General features: G+C 60.5%; 14 protein-coding genes. 2 read left to right on the top strand and 12 right to left on the bottom strand.

The genetic code is table 11. From position 1 onward, the window contains the following. Positions 1-74: 74 nt before the first annotated feature. The 11 genes from pgaD to ACW9IR_RS24875 form a co-directional block, all read right to left on the bottom strand. Complete coding sequence (gene pgaD, locus ACW9IR_RS24925; RefSeq protein ID WP_102899651.1) at positions 75-605, bottom strand: poly-beta-1,6-N-acetyl-D-glucosamine biosynthesis protein PgaD; 531 nt, start codon at positions 603-605, stop codon at positions 75-77. Continuing rightward, complete coding sequence (pgaC, locus tag ACW9IR_RS24920) at positions 602-1,957, bottom strand: poly-beta-1,6-N-acetyl-D-glucosamine synthase (protein ID WP_095047042.1); 1,356 nt, start codon at positions 1,955-1,957, stop codon at positions 602-604. The genes pgaD and pgaC overlap by 4 nt, the downstream gene beginning before the upstream one ends. 1 nt (position 1,958) lies before the next feature. Continuing rightward, positions 1,959-3,956, bottom strand: a complete 1,998-nt coding sequence (pgaB, locus tag ACW9IR_RS24915; RefSeq protein WP_457465340.1) for a poly-beta-1,6-N-acetyl-D-glucosamine N-deacetylase PgaB — start codon at positions 3,954-3,956, stop codon at positions 1,959-1,961. Positions 3,957-3,968: 12 nt separating this feature from the next. Further along, on the bottom strand, positions 3,969-6,449 hold the full coding sequence (gene pgaA, locus ACW9IR_RS24910) for a poly-beta-1,6 N-acetyl-D-glucosamine export porin PgaA (RefSeq protein ID WP_110720839.1): 2,481 nt from the start codon (positions 6,447-6,449) through the stop codon (positions 3,969-3,971). A 250-nt stretch (positions 6,450-6,699) separates the two neighbouring features. Continuing rightward, the gene (locus ACW9IR_RS24905) at positions 6,700-8,205 is read right to left on the bottom strand and encodes a YdgA family protein (RefSeq protein WP_102899654.1); all 1,506 of its coding nucleotides are present in this window, start codon (positions 8,203-8,205) and stop codon (positions 6,700-6,702) included. 292 nt (positions 8,206-8,497) lie between these two features. Beyond that, positions 8,498-9,133 (bottom strand): hypothetical protein, encoded by a 636-nt coding sequence (locus ACW9IR_RS24900; protein WP_016987623.1) that lies wholly within the window; start codon positions 9,131-9,133, stop codon positions 8,498-8,500. 93 nt (positions 9,134-9,226) lie between these two features. After that, positions 9,227-10,669 (bottom strand): efflux transporter outer membrane subunit, encoded by a 1,443-nt coding sequence (locus ACW9IR_RS24895; protein WP_457465339.1) that lies wholly within the window; start codon positions 10,667-10,669, stop codon positions 9,227-9,229. After that, complete coding sequence (locus ACW9IR_RS24890; protein WP_102899656.1) at positions 10,666-11,568, bottom strand: efflux RND transporter periplasmic adaptor subunit; 903 nt, start codon at positions 11,566-11,568, stop codon at positions 10,666-10,668. The genes ACW9IR_RS24895 and ACW9IR_RS24890 overlap by 4 nt, the downstream gene beginning before the upstream one ends. Then, a complete protein-coding gene (locus tag ACW9IR_RS24885; RefSeq protein ID WP_007917703.1) occupies positions 11,565-11,774 on the bottom strand; it encodes a DUF1656 domain-containing protein in 210 nt (69 codons plus the stop codon). Before ACW9IR_RS24885 ends, ACW9IR_RS24890 begins: the two co-directional genes overlap by 4 nt. Continuing rightward, entirely contained in the window at positions 11,771-13,834 is a 2,064-nt protein-coding gene (locus ACW9IR_RS24880) for an FUSC family protein (RefSeq protein ID WP_457465338.1), read from the bottom strand. Before ACW9IR_RS24880 ends, ACW9IR_RS24885 begins: the two co-directional genes overlap by 4 nt. Then, positions 13,831-14,259, bottom strand: a complete 429-nt coding sequence (locus tag ACW9IR_RS24875; RefSeq protein ID WP_038367319.1) for a MarR family winged helix-turn-helix transcriptional regulator — start codon at positions 14,257-14,259, stop codon at positions 13,831-13,833. The genes ACW9IR_RS24880 and ACW9IR_RS24875 overlap by 4 nt, the downstream gene beginning before the upstream one ends. Positions 14,260-14,460: 201 nt before the next feature. Between ACW9IR_RS24875 and ACW9IR_RS24870 the strand changes: the two genes are divergently transcribed. Both ACW9IR_RS24870 and ACW9IR_RS24865 read left to right on the top strand, forming a co-directional pair. Beyond that, positions 14,461-14,739, top strand: a complete 279-nt coding sequence (locus ACW9IR_RS24870; protein ID WP_007917706.1) for a CopG family ribbon-helix-helix protein — start codon at positions 14,461-14,463, stop codon at positions 14,737-14,739. Beyond that, positions 14,736-15,017 (top strand): type II toxin-antitoxin system RelE/ParE family toxin, encoded by a 282-nt coding sequence (locus ACW9IR_RS24865; protein WP_007917707.1) that lies wholly within the window; start codon positions 14,736-14,738, stop codon positions 15,015-15,017. Before ACW9IR_RS24870 ends, ACW9IR_RS24865 begins: the two co-directional genes overlap by 4 nt. Before the next feature lie 3 nt (positions 15,018-15,020). Here ACW9IR_RS24865 and ACW9IR_RS24860 read toward each other — a convergent pair whose 3' ends face one another. Next, complete coding sequence (locus ACW9IR_RS24860; RefSeq protein ID WP_457465337.1) at positions 15,021-15,266, bottom strand: DUF2789 domain-containing protein; 246 nt, start codon at positions 15,264-15,266, stop codon at positions 15,021-15,023. Positions 15,267-15,344 lie beyond the last annotated feature (78 nt).

Raw genomic sequence — 15,344 nt, 5'->3', positions numbered from 1 at the left:
TGCAGCCCGTGACGCTCCGCGTCACTGGACGCGGAGCGTCCCAAGAGGCATTCCCACGCAGAGCGTGGGAACGATCAAAGCCGGGTAAGGGGTTCGCGATTATCGTCATCCTCGGCATGCAGAAAGATCACGCGCGGATGCTCGAGCGGTGCCAATGGTGGAGGCAACTCTTCCTTTTGCACCGGCCAGAAATGCGTCACCACATGGCTGATGTCGCCTTCCTGATCGTTATGAATGGTCATCACCCCAGGTGTGCGCAACTTCTGAAAGCGGTCATCGCAGAGTTTGAAACTCCTGCTCAGGCCTTCATCGTCAATCACCGGTGAAGGCAACCGCCGCTGGGCGAAACTGCGGCTTTTGCGCTGTTGATAACGCGCCCAACCAATCAGAATCACCGCGTTGACCAAGGCAATCCACAGATAAATCTGCAGAGTACCCAGCGCGTCGAACGCCGATTTATCGATCAGCGGCCCGCCCGCATGAGTTTCGACCAGTGGCCACAAGCCACGGATCAGCAGAAACAGCAGGCCAACCCAGGCCACCACGGTGAGGATCACATCGATCACTACCAGAAAGGGCCGCTGGCGAGTCCGGATGATTTTCATTTGATGACCTCCTCTTCGTCGTCGCCGATCGGTTTGATGCCCCGGTCAGGACTGACCCAACGCGCACGTTTCTGATGTTGGCCGAACAGCACTTTGGGGAAGCTGACCAGCGTGGTCAGCAGGCTGATAAGCCAGAACACCAACGGATACCAGACCACCCAGAACATCGTGCGGCCCAATCCCGGCTCATAGCGCCGGTCGATGACGATGCTGACCGCGAACTGCACCAGACAGACAAACGCCAGCAGCAACCCGGTAAACGCCGGCGGCATCAGGTGATCCACCGCGATCGCCTCCGGCATGACCACAAATTTGCCCACGCCCCAGAAAATCACCGACAGCAGGAAGGTAAACGCCCAACCGGTCGACAGGCAGTATTCGAACAGCAGTGGCCACAGATAACGATGGCGGTACTGCCAGATGCCGCGAATGTTCTTGAACAGCACTTCGGCGCCGCCCTGCGCCCAGCGCAAACGCTGCTTCCACAGGCCGCCGAGGGTTTCCGGCATCAGAATCCAGCACAACGCACGCGGCTCGTAGAAGATGCTCCAGTGATCGAGTTGCAGCTTCCAACTGATGTCGATGTCCTCGGTGATCATGTCCGGGCTCCAGTAACCGACGCGGTTCAGCGCGGTACGGCGGAACGCGACGATCACGCCGGACACAGTAAAGATCCGCCCGAACACCCGTTGCGTACGCTTAATGAGCCCGATGATCGACGAGAACTCACCCACCTGCACCCGTCCGACCAGCGTCGAGCGTGTGCGTATCCGTGGGTTACCGGTCACCGCGCCGAGACGCGCGTTATCCAGCATCGGCGCAACCAGATACGCCGCTGTATTCGGTGCCAGCAGCGCATCACCGTCGATGCACACCAGATACTCACTGCGCGCAGCGATCGCCCCCATGCGCAGCGCGACAGCCTTGCCCTGGTTTTCCGCCAGATGCAGCACGCGCAGACGCGGATCTTCCTTGGCCAGCGCATCGAGCACTTCGGCGGTGTTGTCCTTTGAGCCGTCGTTGATCGCGATGACTTCGATGTTCGGGTAATGCTGGGCCAGCGCCGCGTGGATGGTGTCGGCGGCGTTGTCACCTTCGTTGTAGCAAGGGATCAGGATCGAGATCAGCGGTTCGCCTTCCAGTGGCGGCGGCAAGGTGTCGTCCTGCCACGGCCAGTGGCGCTCCCAGTGCAGCCAGAAATACAGGCCACCGGCGATCCACAACCCGGACATGAACAGTGGGTAGAAGAACACGAAGTCCATCAGGAACTGCCCGGTAACCAGGAAGATCAGGCCCAGCGGCACGCCGAGCACGAGCGCCAGAACAAGCAGGGCTAACAGTCTATCCAGCATGTTATGGATTCCATTTGTTGGAGAGCGCAGGCCTTACGGTTTTCAGGTCCGGCAGGTTGTCGAGGAAGTTGTCCGGGTAGTAGCCGAAACTGGTCGCGCCCTGACGCTTGAGACGGCCCATCCAATCGGCCAGATGCGCGCCGTCGATGTCGGCCTGATCCTTTTTCGTCCAGTCCCGCGCCTGCAACTCGAACACCGTGCGATCCAGCGCGCCGGGGCGTTTCTTGACCGTGGCCACCAGCGCTTCCAGCCACGGGCCGGACTCTGCCTGGGTCTGTTTTTCCATCAGCGGCATGGCCATCGGCGCTGTCCAGTCGTAGGTCGCGAGGAAGTCATCGAGGTTCTGTGCGTACCACTCTTCGCTGTGTGGATTGAGCATCGGCTCGGCGAAAATATTGCGTGCGGTCTGCACCTGCGGACCGCGAATCGCACGGACTTTGGCGGTCAGCTCGTTGGTGAAGTCGATGAGATATCTGCTCTTGAAGCGCGTCCAGCGCTGCATCGCGGCCGGGTCGTCGCGCAGCGCGGCAATCGAGCCGGGCAAACCTTGGGCGGCGTAGGCTTTCAAGGCTTCAGGGCTGGCATCTTCAAAGTCCGACAGCAGCGCATCGTCGTGATAGAGGATGCCGTCGACCGAGGTCAGGCGCGCCACATCCTCGTAGATTTCACCGATGATCTGCCGCACCTCGGGATCGAACGGCGACAGGCGCTGATACTGATTCGGGTCCACTGCGGTGATACCGGTATTCGGATCCCAGCGAGTTACCCGTGGCAGTTTCGAATCGAGGCCGAAACTCAGCACCGGCATCCACGCAAACACCTTCACATGGGCACGGGTGCGCAGTTGCCAGGCAACACGGTCGAAGATATCGGCGCGCACCGGCAGGTGACGGTTGGGAAAGTACAGCGAGTGCACCAGACCATCACCTTTCGGATCAGCGAAGGCCTGCAGGAACACCGTGTTGGCGCCCATGTCCGCCATGCGCTGCACCAGTTTGCCGAGATTGATGTCTTGTTGCGCCGGGTCCGGGTCGTAGACGTTGTCCAGATCGACATGCACCACCCGCATGGGCAGATCCGACTGCACGCCAACGATGCTGTTGGCGAAGTGCTCGCCGTCAGGGTCGGAGGCGACGAGGAAACGCGGGCTGCTCATCAGGTTGTCGAGGGCGTCGAGACCGTCGTCCAGCGTCAGGGCCATTTCATAGCCCTGCTCACCGACCACGGTCAGCGATGTGCCGTCCGCCGCGCCATACGGCCAGACCCAGACGCGGGGTTTCTTGCCGGTAGCCTTGCGGATTTTTTCCGAGATGTTGTTCACGTCAGTGCGGATCCGCGCCTGGAAATCAGCCTCGGATTCATAACGCTTGGTCACTGGGTCATAACGCCGGGTGGCCGCCGCAGGCTGCAGGTTGCCCTGCGGGTTGGCCAGAATACCTTTGTGATTGGCGTCGGTGTGAGCAGCGATTTCCACCAGCCCGGAGCGTGAGATTTCGCGGATCTGATCCCAAGTCAGAAAGTCGGAACGCGCACGCGGAGCACCGGCGAAATCCACCGGTTGATTGAGTGGCGTGTCGATCCAGCTGCCGACCGGCGCCAGCAAGGCATGCCAGTTATAGGCGCGCAGTACCGGCAGGACGCGGGTGTAGAAGCTCGAATAACCGTCGTCGAAACTGAGCAGAATCGCTTTCGCCGGCAGCTCCGGACCACCCTTGCGCGCGGCCATGATCTGGTCGACCGTGACCGGTTTGTAGCCGTTCTCGCGCAACCAGGCGAGCTGTTCGATCATGCGCTCGGTGCGCACCGCCACCACCGCCTGATCGGGGTCACGGTCTTCGACATCGTGATAGGCGATGCCAAGCACGTGGTTTTTCGGCCACGGTTTTTCGCTGGCCGCCAGCGGACGCTCGGACGGCGGCGCGAAGGCCGGAGCTTGCTGGGCGCAGGCGCTGACCAGCAGCGCTCCCAGCAGAAGGATGAAACGCGAAATCAAAGGCATCTTCAAACTCTTCTAGAAGCGGAAAGTGAGGTCGACGAGCAGACGCAAATCGGTCTCCCGATCACCGTCGTAGGGCCGGTTGATCACACTGAACAAACCGCCCACCTCGAACACGTCGTTCCAGGCATAACGCTGGCCGTAACCGAGCAGGGCCATGCCACCGGTGCCGTGATCACGCTGGCTGTACGTTCCCGCGCCGGCCTGGAATTGTTGGCTCCAGGAGGTTTCGTAGCGGTGGTAAAGCACGTGATTGACGTTGACCAGCGGCATCACGCTGAAGTCGGATTTCGGGTTGAAATACGGCACGTCATCGGACTTGGAGTTGTGGCTGGTGCCGACTTCCAGGCCCGCATCGACCTGCACGTTCGGCGCGCTATAAACGCCCTCACGACCGGTGAGCAAGGCTTCGACGCGGTTGTTGCCATCGCTGAAGTGCGACGGGCTGACCGACAGACGCCATTCACGGCTCTCATTGGCGCGCCAGCGGATGAAACCGCTGCCGCCATTGGCTTTGATGTCGCTGTTGAGCGCGCGCAGCGGGGTTTCAGCCGACAAGTATTCGAGGCTGCCGCCGTATTGCCAGTGGTCGTTGATGTCGCGGGCGATCGCCAGACGCGCGCCCTGTTTGTCGCCAAAGCCGTAATCGTGATTGGACACTTCCGCTTCGAGGGTCATGTCGCGGGTGCGTCGCTCCAGGCCAACGCGCTGGAAGCGGTGGTGCCCGGTGCCTTCGGCGAAGTCGCCGGTGGCATAACCGGCCCCGGCGAACACGCGCCAGTCTTCATCGATCGGCGGGCTGTACAGGGTGGTCTGGATGCCGAAATCGCGGCTGCCGCTTACGGCTCCGGCATCGCCACTGCCGCCACCGTTGGCCTTGCCGCCGTAGGCTTCGACGCGCAGCTCGGACATGTCATGCACTTCGCGCTCACGGGCCAGACGCTGCACTTGGCGGTTGTCCGGGTAACGCGCGACGACGTCGTCGGTCAGCGCATCCATCTGCCGCCATTCCTGCAGCGTCATGGCGGTGCGCGCCTGCGCGACTTCCAGGCCCATGTCGCGCGGCACCATGCTCTCGGTTTCCTTGAGCTGGTTTTCCGCGCGACGCGGCCATTGGCGGGCCAGGTACAGATCGGCCTGAGCCAGACGTAAACCGACGTTACCCGGCGCTTGATCGACCAAGGTCTGCAAACGCTCCTCACCGTGAGGCAAGTCGGAACCGTAAGTGCCGGCCTGAGCGGCCAATTGCTGGGCGTCCATCCATTCATCGTTGGGGTTGCCGATAGGCAGCCCTTTGAGTTCGACACGCGGACGCTGGGACTTGGCGGCGTCCTCAGCGACTTGGCGCGCCTCATCAGCGCGGTCGCTTTCCAGCAGCGAGTAGTACAGCGCAGTGGTGTCTACGAGTCGATCACCGACATCGGCGTCCGGCGCCGCCAGCACTTGGCGATACAGGTCGGTGGCGATTTCCGGCTGACGTTGATCCAGATACGACGCCGCTACCCAGCGCAGGGCGTAGGTCGGAATCTTCACGCCCTCGGCTTGCAGCTTCTGGTATTCGGTGATGACGTCGGCAGTGCGCGCCCGGGCCTTGAGCGCCCCCATGCGGTCGATGCGCCAGCGAATCACGTCGTCGTGAGCGGTCGCGTCCGGCGTCCAAGTGGCGAGCAGTTTGTCGTAATCGGCCAGCGCGCGATCGGCGATGACGTAGCGTTCTTTTTCACTGCGGGTGGCGAGTTCGGCGAGACGCACGCGCTCGGCGGCCAGATCGCCTTCGAGGCGACGCAGCGTGACCGGATCGATCAACCCCGGACGCTGATTGGCCAGACGCAACGCCGGTTCCGGCAGACGCGCCTTTTGCAGAGCGACCACATATTCGCGGGCGACTTCCGGTTTGCTGCCGGCGCGTTTGAAGGCTTGATCGAATTCGAACAGGGCGTCGTACTGTTTGCCGGCGCGGGTCAACGCGTAGCCCAGCGCCAAACGACGGGAAGGATCATCAGGCTTGGCCGCCACCAGTACTTTGGCGCGGGTCACCGCTTCGTCGGGTTTGCCGGCATCCGCCTGAGTCAGGGCCAGGCCCAGTTGCAGGTCGGCGTTATCCGGCTCCAGCGCTAGGGCCTTGTTGTAGACCTGAGTGGCTTGATCCCAGCGTTTGAGGTTGCGGTAGGCGCGCGCAGTGGCGGTCAGCGCCTGCACCGGCAGCACGCGGTCGCGGGCCTGGGTTTCATAGACCTGCACCACTTCGGCGTCGAGTCCGGCCCAACTGGCGATTTGCAGGTGATCGCTGATCTGCCCGGTGGTCGACTGGCCGGGCGGCACCTGACGCAAAACCGTTAGCGCAGGTGTGGTTTGCCCGGCACGGGCATCACGCACCATCTGATCGTAGGGTGTATCGGCAAACGCCAGTGCCGGCCAGAGCAACTGGCTGCACAGCGCGACTCGAAACAAAGGGCGTAAACCACGATGTAATACGGGAACATCAATCCGCGGCATTCGTCAGCATCCTTACATGGCCAGCCGGGTCGCAATGCCCTCCTTGCCCATTCGTAACGGTGGCCGCCAATGCACATGCAACGGCCAAGCTTAGTCAGGCAGTCTTGCACGCAAGCGCAGAGCAATATCCAGAACACAATAATTGTTCAGAATCGTGCTGGCGGTTCAGCCGAAAACCCGAACGCCAGACAGCAAAACGCCCGGCGTCTGTGCGATACAGAGGCCGGGCGTTGCTATCAAGAACGCAGAATCACTGCACTTGCGTGACGCCTGCGAACTTGCTCATCAGGAAGCCGACGAACTGCTCGACGGTCATCTTCTGGCCGTTGAATTCGACCTGATTGGCGGCGTAATGCAGCTTGGTCACGACGTTGCTGCCGTCGACGACTGCCAACTGCGAACCGACCGCCATGCCCGCGAACATATCGGCCGCTTCCTTGGACTGATCGACGATGGCTTTGGCATCGGTCTGACCATCCAGCTGTGCCTGCACGCTGAGCAGATCGACCAGCATCGGCTTCGATACCTGGATATTCAGGTCGAGCAACGCGATCAGTTGTTTGCCCAACTGATCCGGCGGCAGATCCATCGATTGCGGTTTGGTCAGGTCAATGACCAGATTGGCCTTGCTCTCACCGTTGGCGGTATTGAACGAGAGGTTTTCCAGCGCAAACTGTGGGCCGGCGGCCAGCAGTTTTTGCAGATCGGCTTTGACTTGTGCATTTTCCGCTTCGGTCAGGTTCAGCTCCGGCGCTGGCAAGCCCTGGGCCGCAGCTTCGGCCGCAGCTTTTTCATAAGGCTGCAGTTTGGTCTGGTAAATCTGCATCAGCGACATCGTCGACGGGATGTCGAGGTTTTTCAGGCTCATGGCCATGTTCGCCGAGCCGACTTTCTTGTCGTTGAGGCTGACTTCGCCAATCTTGTAGTCCGCACGACCCGAGGCATTGCTGCCGTTTTCTTCGGTGAGGTTCTTCATTTCGAAGTTCTTCACACCGAGGACCGACTGCTTGGTACCGAAAGTGGTTTTGCTGTTGGTCAGCACCAGGGTGTTTTCCCCGGTGTAGTAGCCGTAGCTGCTCTTGGCGAGGTTGCTGGCCAGGGTCAGACCGTTGAGTTCGACCTGCACCGGCGCTTGGTCTTCAGCGACGGTGACCAGTTTCAGGTTGTCCATGTAGCCGTCTGCCTTGACCTTCTGCGCTTTGGCATTAGCGGAGATGTTCATGGTCAGACCGGAGAACTTCAGGCTCGACTGCTCATCCAGCGCGGTTTCGAACGGCAGCAGATCGAGGGTGCTGGTGGTGGATTCGTCATAGCCGATGCTGGTCACGCCTTTGAGCGGCGCGGCGCCCTTGGTGGCGGCGAACCACTTCTCGGTGGCCGGATTCTTTTCCAGCTCATAGTTGCTGGTGGCCATGACTGGCAGCCATTTCAGCGAAACCAGACGCGAGAACGGCAGCGGGCCATGTTCGATGTGGTCAACGAACAGCAGTTCGACCGGTGCATCGCCGAACATCTCGCCTTCACCTTTGAGGCGGTAGTGCGCGGTGCTGGTGAAGGTGTGGCGCTCCAGCGACACCAGTTCCAGCGACGCAGTGCCATTGGAACCGGCCATGGCCGTTTGCAGCTCTTGGTTGGCATTGCTGACAGCGTTGTTGAGCACGCCTTCGATCTTGGTCCCGGTATACCAGGCCCCGCCTGCGCTGATCGCGCCGATGGCAACAACAATTCCGAGGAGCACGCCTGCTGATTTATTCATGAATGACCTGATCGATTTCCGTGGCTGTGAGTGTGGTCGTCTTCCCTGAACCCGTGACCGGGTCGCGGCTCGACTGCGCTGAATTCAGCGGTGGAGATTAGCACCGGGCGCGCAAGGTGGCCCAATGTTTAAAGGTTAAAGAGTGTCTATGGGGAGAGTGGACAGTCGCCAGGCTGGAAGAGTTTCGCTGTTTTTTAGGGCGCTATCGCGAGCAGGCTCACTCCTACAGGGAAACGCATTCCAAATGTAGGAGTGAGCCTGCTCGCGATGAGGCAGGTCGATTCAGCGAGAATCAGGAATACTGAACCTCGATCTCATCCAGTTGATGATCAAAGCTTTTGAGCCGCGCGGTCCAGGTGTAGACCAGCACTTCAAAATCCCGATCTATCACCGCCCCACCCGGCCCGTCGGCGCGCGGATCGCAGAAATCCAGTTGATAACGCTCGCGGGCCATGGCGGTAGCGACATCGGACAATTCCCGGGCATTGTTGAGCCAATGCCAGCCCTCGCCATCAATCTGCTTGTCGAGTTCCAGGCACTGCTTTTTCAGCGCTTCGAGGCTTTTTTCCAGCGGCGTGCCGGTGAGTTCGCCCATGACCTCGGCGAAGGTCCGTCCCGGCTGCCAGTAACTGCCCCAGAAATACCGGTCGAACACGGTTTCGACCCGACGCAGGGCGACTTTGGTGTCCCAGATCAGCACCAGGGTCTTGCCCTGTTCAAGCTGCCGTTTCTTCACGCGCTGCACCTGGAGCGACGCCCAGGCGACCACGACGATTGCCATGACCGCAATCAGCGCAACGGCGCTGTCGAGGAAAACCATGGCCTTGTCGATCTGGTGGGCCAGCATGATGCCGTAGAAATAGGTGGCCGAGAGCAGCACCAGCGCTGCGAGGGCGCACCAGAAGCCGAGAGCGTAAGGGTTTTTCATTATTGGTTTCCCCTAGACCAGCGCTAGCAATGTGCGCTGAAAGGGTGCTTTGCACGAGGCGCCCTTTCAACACTTCAAAGCATAGCTATGGCCTCAGGGTTTGCTCGGGCTTGGAGCGTGCGTTCGTCCGCTTTCCCAGCCGCCGCCCAAGGCGAGGAACAAATCGATCTGGCTCATCGCAACCTGGGTGTTGGCGGCGGCCAGTTGCGCGGTGACATCGGTGTAGGTGCGCGTTGCTTGCAGGTCGGCGAGGAACGACTCGCGGCCGGCCTGGAAGAAGCGGTGGGTCTGGTCTGCGGCCAGTTTCGCCGATTGCTCGGCATCGGCCAGTGCGTCGCGCCGCTGAAGTAGTGCGGTGTACTGAGCGAGGCCGGTCTGGGTTTCGCGAATGGCGTTGAGCACCACGCCGTCGAAGTGCGCCAAGGCGCCTTGGGTCGCCGCTTCTGCCTCGCGGATTCGCGCGCGGGCGCCGTTGGTCGGCACCTTCCAGCTCAGCGACGGGCCAAAGCCCCAGCGGTTGGTCGACGGATCACCCAAGTCATCGATGAGACCAACAGTGCCGATGGTCGCGCCGATACTGATGTCCGGATACAACTCGCCCGTGGCGACGCCGATCCCGGCGGTCGACGCGGCCAGACGACGTTCGGCCTGGCGAATGTCCGGGCGCCGTTTGAGCAGCGCAGCGCCATCGCCGACTGGCACCAATTGGGCGATTTTCGGCAATTCGGCGCAGGTCGCGGTGCCGGCGGGCAACTGATCAACCGGTTTTGCCAGCAGCATCGACAGACGGAACAAGCCGGCCTGACGCGCCGCTTCATAGCGAGGCAGGTCGGCGCGCAGGGATTTGAATTGGGTTTGCGAGCGGGTGACCTGGGTTTCGTCGCCACGTCCGGCGTCGCGCAGACGCTGGATCAGCGTGGTGCTTTGCGATTGCAGGTCCAGGGAATGCTCGGCGATTTCCCGTTCTTCATTGGCCGCGCAGACTTGGGTGTAAGCACGCACGACGTCTGCCACCAAGGTGATCCGCGCCGTGTCTGCCGCGGCTTGGGTCGCGTCGGCATTGGCCTTGGCGCCTTCGATGCCACGCTGCAAGGTGCCCCACAGATCGAACTGATAAGAAGCGCTGATGCCGATGTCACCGACGTTATCGACCGGGACTTTTTCCGGCAGCAAGAATGCCTGACCAGACTCTTGCAAACGCTGCGCGCCCATCTTCACACCTGCGCTCCAGCCGCCCGCTGCTTCGGCCTCATCGACCTGAGCTCGAGCCCGTTGCAGGTTCGCCGCCGCGACGCGCAAATCGGTGTTGGAGGCCATGGCCTGCTGCACCAGTTGATCCAGCCGCGCATCCTTATAAAGACGCCACCAATCCGCCGGCACCGGCGCCGAGACTACCGGTTTGCCGGCCACGGCCAGTTCACCCTGAAAATCCTTGCGCTGCACCGCCGCATCCTCAGGCACCTGATAGTCCGGCCCGACCATCTGACAGGCCGACAGCATCACGCCCAGCCCGACGATCATCAGCGCCCTGCTCATTGCGTGGGCTCCTGCTTTTTATCGTCTACTTTTGAGTCTTCGATGATCGACACCGTGGCGGTACGCCCGGCGATCATGCGGAAGTCTTCCGGCACGTCATCAAAAGCAATCCGCACCGGAATCCGCTGTGCCAGCCGCACCCAGCTGAACGCCGGGTTGACGTTCGGCAACAGGTTGCTGCCGCTGGTCCGGTCGCGGTCTTCGATACCGGCGACGATGCTTTCAACATGTCCGCGCAGTTTGGCGCGGTCGCCGATTACGCGAATATCCACCGACTGGCCGACATGAATGCCGTCGAGTTTGGTCTCTTCGAAATAGCCGTCGATGTGGAACGAGTTGCTGTCGACCACCGACAACACCGGACGCCCGGCCGTGACGAACTCCTGCGGACGCGGCGCGCGGTCGTTGACGTAACCGTCCACCGGGCTGCGAATCACTGAGCGGTCGAGGTTGAGCTGAGCGCTGTCCACCGTGACCATGGCTTCGGCCAGCGCCGATTGCGCGCGGGCGACCTTCGACTGGCTTTCTTCCAGTTGCTCGGCCGGCACCAGATTGCCGAGGCCACGGTTACGCTTGGCTTCACGCTGGGCCTGGGCAAGGGTTTCTTCGCGATCGGCGACGGCCGCCTTGGCCTGACGCAGGGCCAGTTTGAAACGGTCCTGGTCAATGCTGAACAGCACCTGGCCGCGCTTGATCAACTGGTTGTCTTTCACTTCAACCTGCTGAATCAAACCGGACACGTCCGGGGCGATCTGGATGATGTCGGCACGAATGTGGCCGTCACGGGTCCATGGCGCAAACATGTAATACATCACCATGCGCCAGACGAGGACAACGGCAAAAGTCACGATCAGCAGGGTCAGTACCACGCGACCGATGGTCAAAAACGGTTTTTTCATGTCATCAGGTATCGACTGAGTGAGTCCACGCCGTACAGCAGTACCGCGTAGAGGGCCACGTTGAACAATGCCCGGTGCCAGACCAGACGGTAAAAGTGCACGCGCGTGAGCACGGCATGCACCAGCAAAAACAGCACATAAGTGATGCCCATCAACACCAGCAGGGTCGGCAGGAAAATGCCGCTGATGTCCAGATCACCGATCATAGGGGCGCTCCATCGGGCAGCGGTTCTTCGGAGTCGGCACTGGAGACGAATTCGACGCCGGGCAACAACGCCAGACGCAAACCGCTCAAGGCGTGCAACAGGTTCAGACGGGTTTCATCGTCGCCGTGGCCATTAAGTGCGCGACGAGTGCGATCGAGGGTCATCAGCAACGGCGCTGGCGCCGGCAAGCGTTCGCCAGCCTTGAGGCAAGCGCGGAAATACTCGCCGACTTCACTGACCACTTGCTGCAACAGCGCGTTCGGCGCGCCGGTCACCCGTGGGGTGTAGGCGAGCAAATCGAGCAGGTTCAGGCCCACCCGCACTTCGCGCATGGCGATGCCGGTGTCCTGGCCGGTGAGGGCCAGACGCGGCAGGTGCTGCATCAGTCGATCGAGCAACTGCACGCCCAATTTGCGGTGTTCGGCAAGGTTGGCCGGTTCGGTCATGTGGACGATGTCTTTCCAACTGAAGCGGGTCAGGCGTTTCGCCGCCAGTTCAGCGCCGAACGGGCGTGCAACCAGCGTCCAGATAAACGCGAACAACAGCCCTAATGGACCCGCCAGGTTGGAGTTCACGAAGGCAAAAAAGTCCGCGTCGTAAGCCCCCTGAATACTGATGAATGAGGAGGTGTTAACCAGCGTCAGCAGCATGCCGAGGAAGAACCGCGGCTGCACCGTCAGGGTGCCGACGCAGATGAACGGGATGGAAAACGCCAGCACCAGCATCGGGAAGTCATGCAGGTTGGGCAAAATCAAAAACAGATAAAGGCTGGCGAACAATACCGACATGCCGGTCCAGAAAAAGAACCGGTAAATCTGCGGTGCCGGGTCGTCCATCGAAGCGAAGAAGCTACAGGCCACCGCAGCGAGAATCACCGCGCTGCCGCCGTCCGGCCAGCCGAGCAGAATCCACAGCACCGAGGCGGTAATGATCGCCAGAACGGTCGAGGCCGCCGAGTAGAGCATCAGCCCACGATCAATGAACGGCGTCAGACGACCGAGGCGCCAGTGACGGTAGACTGCGCGCCAGCTGTCCTGGCGCTCGCAGAGAATCGCGTCCTGCAGACTGCGGCAGTCCTGCCATAAATCGATGAATTCGCCGAGGCGATAAATCGAGTTGGAGAACAGCAGTTGTTTGCGGTCTTCCAGTGCTTCGGCACTCGGTTGCAGGGCTTCGAGCTGATCTTTCAGCGCTTGCCAGCGGTCGAGATCGGCGTCCTGATGAGCGAGCCATTCGCGGGTTGCAGCCAGCAGCGGTGCGAATTTTTCCACCAGCTCTGGTGTGCGCCGCTCTAGGGCGTAGAGCGAATCTTCCAGCGCATCGATCACTGGCAACAGATGAATCATCCGCCCGCGCAGTTCTTTGGTGTTGCGCACGGTTTGCGGTAGTGCGCCTTCGTGGGGCAACTGGCCGATCATCAATTCGAGGCTGTTGAAGTTGGCGACCATGGCCATGCGCAGGGCGGTGACTTCTTCGGGCTGTACGTCGCGGCTGAGGAATTTCAGGCTATAGGTCGTTGCGTCGGCGAACCACTTGCTCACAGCGTCGTTGAACACTGGCGCCAAGCGACGCGGCCAGAACATCGCGCCGACCACCGCGGCAACGGCGATGCCGAGGAAAATCTCTTCGGTGCGCGCTTCCGCCACGTCCCACACCGCCAGCGGGTTATCCACCACCGGCAAGGCAATCAGCGGCAAGGTGTAACCGGCGAGCATTAATGCGTAGTTGTTGGCCGTGCGCAGTTGCAGGGACAGGAACAGCAAAATGCCCGTCCACAAAGCGATGACCACCACCAGCACATACGGGCTCTGCACGAACATCGGCACGAAAAAAACCGCCGCAGCGGCACCGAGAAAAGTCCCGATGGCGCGGTATAAGGCCTTGGAACTGGTCGGCCCGAGAAACGGGCTGGAGACGATATACACCGTGGCCATCGCCCAATACGGACGCGGCATTTGCATGAGCAAGGCGATGTACAGCGCGATCATCGACGCTGCAAAAGTCCGCACCCCGTAGAACCAGTCACGGGCCGGCGGAATGCCGGAGAAAAAACCGTTCAAGAATTAACCACCCATGGCGGGTTGGCCGCCTCAAAAGCTCTGAGTACCCGAAGCGTAGCTTCCAGATCGCTTTGCTCGATGCCTTCGAGCACCTCATGACGCAAGCGCACCAGTTCGATCTCCACCGCTTGCACCAGTTCACGCCCGGTGTCGGTCAGGCTCAGGCATTTGGCCCGGCGATCCTGGGCATCTTCGGTGCGGCAGACGTAGCCGGAATGACACAACTGATCGAGCAGACGCACCAGCGACGGACTCTCCATCCCGGCCGCCTGCGCCACCTGCACCTGGCGCACGCCCTCGCCCAAGCGGCCGATCATCAACAGCGGCACGGCGCAGGCTTCGGAGATTCCGTAGTTGACCAGCGTGGTCTGGCAGATCTTCCGCCAATGCCTGGCGGCTACCACCATGGCACTGCTGATGTTCATCTGGAGAGCGTCGAGATCGTTCGGCACGGGAAAATGCACACTGTTAGTTTGCTAACTATCAATATCGCATTGGAGGGGAATTTCAGTCAAGTTTTGAAACAAATTGCTCCACTGGTCGCTCGCACAAATTGAAGCTTTCTAATTCATGTGATGACGATGTATATACCTCGTCAGTACCGAGAACCTTGAAGGAATCTGCAGATGTCAAAACAAGCCGTTTTTACAATGAAGCTTGAACCAGAGCTGCGTGAGCAGTTCATGGCGGAGGCAGAGGCCTCCCATCGCCCTGCTTCGCAGATCATGCGAGAAATGATGCGTCAGTTTGTTCGCACACAACAGGAAGCCCGAGAGTACGAAGCCTTCCTGCAACGAAAAGTCGACCTTGCAAGAGAATCGATGGCAGCCGGTGAAGGTGTGTCCAACGAGGAAGTTGAAGCACAATTCGCCGCCAGGCGCAGGCAGGTAGAAAATCAAGGATGAAGATTATCTGGAGTAAAAATGCCGTACAGGATCGCGAAAAAATCTGGGACTACCTTCACGCAAAAAATCCAGGCGCAGCGCTCGACATGGATCGCCGCTTCACCGAAGCGGCTTCGCGCCTATCCCAGAACCCCAAGATTGGCCCGGTCGGCATCATTGCTGGCACTCGCGAATTAATTCCCCATCCCAGCTACCGTCTTGTCTACCAGTCAGATCAGGATGTGATCTGGATTATGGCGCTGGTTCATACAGCACGGGCCTGGCCTTTTCCAACGTAGCGATTACCCCGCTCTCCCCTTGCGCAACAACACATTCAACTGATCCACCACCTCCGCCCAATCGGCGTCATCCAGAATCTCGTCCCGTAAAAACTCCGCTTGGCTCTTCGTCCAGAAAAACGCATCAGCCAAATGCAGGTCGGGTTTGAGCGGGGAATGGGTGGCGATGAATTTGTCGATGTCGACCGGTTCGTCGGGGAGGCCGAGTTGTTTGAATAGTGATGGGAGGTTGTGTGTTGGGCTTTCCATTGATCAACTCCTTCAAAAATGGGGTGTGTGGAAGATTATTCGCGAGCAGGCTCGCTCCCACAGGGGAATGCGATCAAC

Source organism: Pseudomonas sp. SDT291_1_S447 (genome assembly GCF_054070155.1).
Note: the sequence above shows the minus strand (reverse complement) of the source record. Positions and strands in the feature narration are given on the sequence as shown.

What these genes read in the sequence shown, in the direction of transcription:
- pgaD (WP_102899651.1), bottom strand. Translation starts at nt 605, where the DNA reads ATGAAAATCATCCGGACTCGCCAGCGGCCCTTTCTGGTAGTGATCGAT.
- pgaC (WP_095047042.1), bottom strand. Translation starts at nt 1,957, where the DNA reads ATGCTGGATAGACTGTTAGCCCTGCTTGTTCTGGCGCTCGTGCTCGGC.
- pgaB (WP_457465340.1), bottom strand. Translation starts at nt 3,956, where the DNA reads ATGCCTTTGATTTCGCGTTTCATCCTTCTGCTGGGAGCGCTGCTGGTC.
- pgaA (WP_110720839.1), bottom strand. Translation starts at nt 6,449, where the DNA reads ATGCCGCGGATTGATGTTCCCGTATTACATCGTGGTTTACGCCCTTTG.
- ACW9IR_RS24905 (WP_102899654.1), bottom strand. Translation starts at nt 8,205, where the DNA reads ATGAATAAATCAGCAGGCGTGCTCCTCGGAATTGTTGTTGCCATCGGC.
- ACW9IR_RS24900 (WP_016987623.1), bottom strand. Translation starts at nt 9,133, where the DNA reads ATGAAAAACCCTTACGCTCTCGGCTTCTGGTGCGCCCTCGCAGCGCTG.
- ACW9IR_RS24895 (WP_457465339.1), bottom strand. Translation starts at nt 10,669, where the DNA reads ATGAGCAGGGCGCTGATGATCGTCGGGCTGGGCGTGATGCTGTCGGCC.
- ACW9IR_RS24890 (WP_102899656.1), bottom strand. Translation starts at nt 11,568, where the DNA reads ATGAAAAAACCGTTTTTGACCATCGGTCGCGTGGTACTGACCCTGCTG.
- ACW9IR_RS24885 (WP_007917703.1), bottom strand. Translation starts at nt 11,774, where the DNA reads ATGATCGGTGATCTGGACATCAGCGGCATTTTCCTGCCGACCCTGCTG.
- ACW9IR_RS24875 (WP_038367319.1), bottom strand. Translation starts at nt 14,259, where the DNA reads ATGAACATCAGCAGTGCCATGGTGGTAGCCGCCAGGCATTGGCGGAAG.
- ACW9IR_RS24870 (WP_007917706.1), top strand. Translation starts at nt 14,461, where the DNA reads ATGTCAAAACAAGCCGTTTTTACAATGAAGCTTGAACCAGAGCTGCGT.
- ACW9IR_RS24865 (WP_007917707.1), top strand. Translation starts at nt 14,736, where the DNA reads ATGAAGATTATCTGGAGTAAAAATGCCGTACAGGATCGCGAAAAAATC.
- ACW9IR_RS24860 (WP_457465337.1), bottom strand. Translation starts at nt 15,266, where the DNA reads ATGGAAAGCCCAACACACAACCTCCCATCACTATTCAAACAACTCGGC.